Here is a 1473-nt window from a genome sequence, read left to right as displayed (position 1 = left end):
GACTTAAACCAAACAGCCTCCACGGAACCCGGGGCGATTCAGTTCGACGACAACAAGATGCGCAGTGCAGGCATTCGACTGATCTACACGCCTTGCACTGCGACGCTCGCTGGGGTCAAGGACGGCATTCTGCTGGAGCTGGGGTTCGACGGCACGGCGCCGAATCGTTCGGTCACGATCTCGTCCTGGGCTCTGGATGTGGCCATGGCCCGTGGGGTGGCCTTGTGCGTGGGCAGCCGAGATAGGCGTACGGGTCGTGCCCGTTCATGCGCGCTGACTGGATCAGGCTCATCACGGCGGCGGCCCGCTGGCCCGCGCGCAGGCTTTCTGCGAATAACCAATTCGAGCGCCCGAGGGCAATGGGCCGGATCTGGTTCTCGATCCAGTTATTGTCCGCCGGTAATTGCGGGTCATAGACAAAGCGCGTTAGCGCTATCCATCGTTTGAGGCTGTAGTCCAGCGCCTTGGCCGAGTTGCCCGCCACCTGCTGGCGCTGCAGCACCATCCACTGGTACGGGTCTGATGGGTGGGCCGCTCGCTCGCTCGCTCGCTGGCTGGCTGGCGTCTGTTCGGCAGCGGGCGATTGGACGGGCAACACCTTGAAAGGGGTGCGGCTAACAGCTCGTGGGCATCATTACCCAGGCGGAGCTGGTGCGCGCACTGGTTGGCACCATGCACATTCTGAAAGAAGGAGCTGTGGTCCCTGTCGCACCGTTTGGTGCAGCAGCATAGGCAGGATGGGGACATCGCGCTACAATCGACGAGTTCATGCACAGCGCCTCGCCTGTCCATTGAAGCCGTCTCCCCGGCCTCTTTTCTGATCTGCGCCCCGTGTGCAGCGACTCCCCCGCCCGCAAAGCACCGTGCTCCGAGCCCCAGAAGGCACGGCGGCGGTTGTGGATGCACGATGTGCTGGCGCACCAACCACAGAATATTGTTTTTAAGAGATAACCATGGCCAAAGAAGAACTGATTGAAATGCAAGGCTCCGTGACGGAAGTTTTGCCGGACTCGCGTTTTCGCGTCACACTGGAAAACGGCCACCAATTGATTGCCTATACCGGGGGAAAAATGCGTAAGCACCACATCCGCATCCTGGCGGGCGACAAAGTGTCGCTGGAGCTGTCGCCCTACGACCTCACCAAGGGCCGCATTACGTTCCGCCATCTGGCTGGTCGTGGCCCGGGGCCCTCCAGTCGCTGATGCATCAAAAAGTGGGTTCTATCGCAGGAAAGACATAAAAAAGAAATGTGACAGATATCAAACCCGTTCGATTTACGGGATAGAATAAGAGCTGTCGGAGCGTAGCGCAGCCTGGTAGCGCATCTGCTTTGGGAGCAGAGGGTCGCGAGTTCGAATCCCGCCGCTCCGACCATTATTCAAAGGACTTGCAGCATATGCTGCAAGTCCTTTTTTGTTGGTGCGCTCAGTATCACCCCTTTCAAGGTGTTGCCCTCCCAGCCTTGATAACCCG

Annotated in this window: 1 protein-coding gene, 1 tRNA gene and 1 pseudogene; 2 read left to right on the top strand and 1 reads right to left on the bottom strand. The window is 59.3% G+C overall.

Annotated features, from left to right (window positions below):
• Positions 1-238: 238 nt before the first annotated feature.
• Positions 239-514: pseudogene (locus J8G26_RS19070) on the bottom strand (transposase); the annotation flags it as partial.
• Positions 515-953: 439 nt separating this feature from the next.
• Here J8G26_RS19070 and infA point away from each other — a divergent pair.
• Positions 954-1202 (top strand): translation initiation factor IF-1, encoded by a 249-nt coding sequence (infA, locus tag J8G26_RS19065; RefSeq protein WP_024815327.1) that lies wholly within the window; start codon positions 954-956, stop codon positions 1200-1202.
• A gap of 95 nt (positions 1203-1297) precedes the next feature.
• Positions 1298-1374, top strand: a tRNA-Pro gene (locus tag J8G26_RS19060).
• Positions 1375-1473: the final 99 nt, after the last annotated feature.

Origin of the sequence: Acidovorax sp. JG5 (assembly GCF_017939685.1) — a bacterium.
Classification (GTDB): Bacteria; Pseudomonadota; Gammaproteobacteria; order Burkholderiales; family Burkholderiaceae_C; genus Acidovorax.
This window is presented reverse-complemented; position numbering and strand designations above follow the sequence as displayed.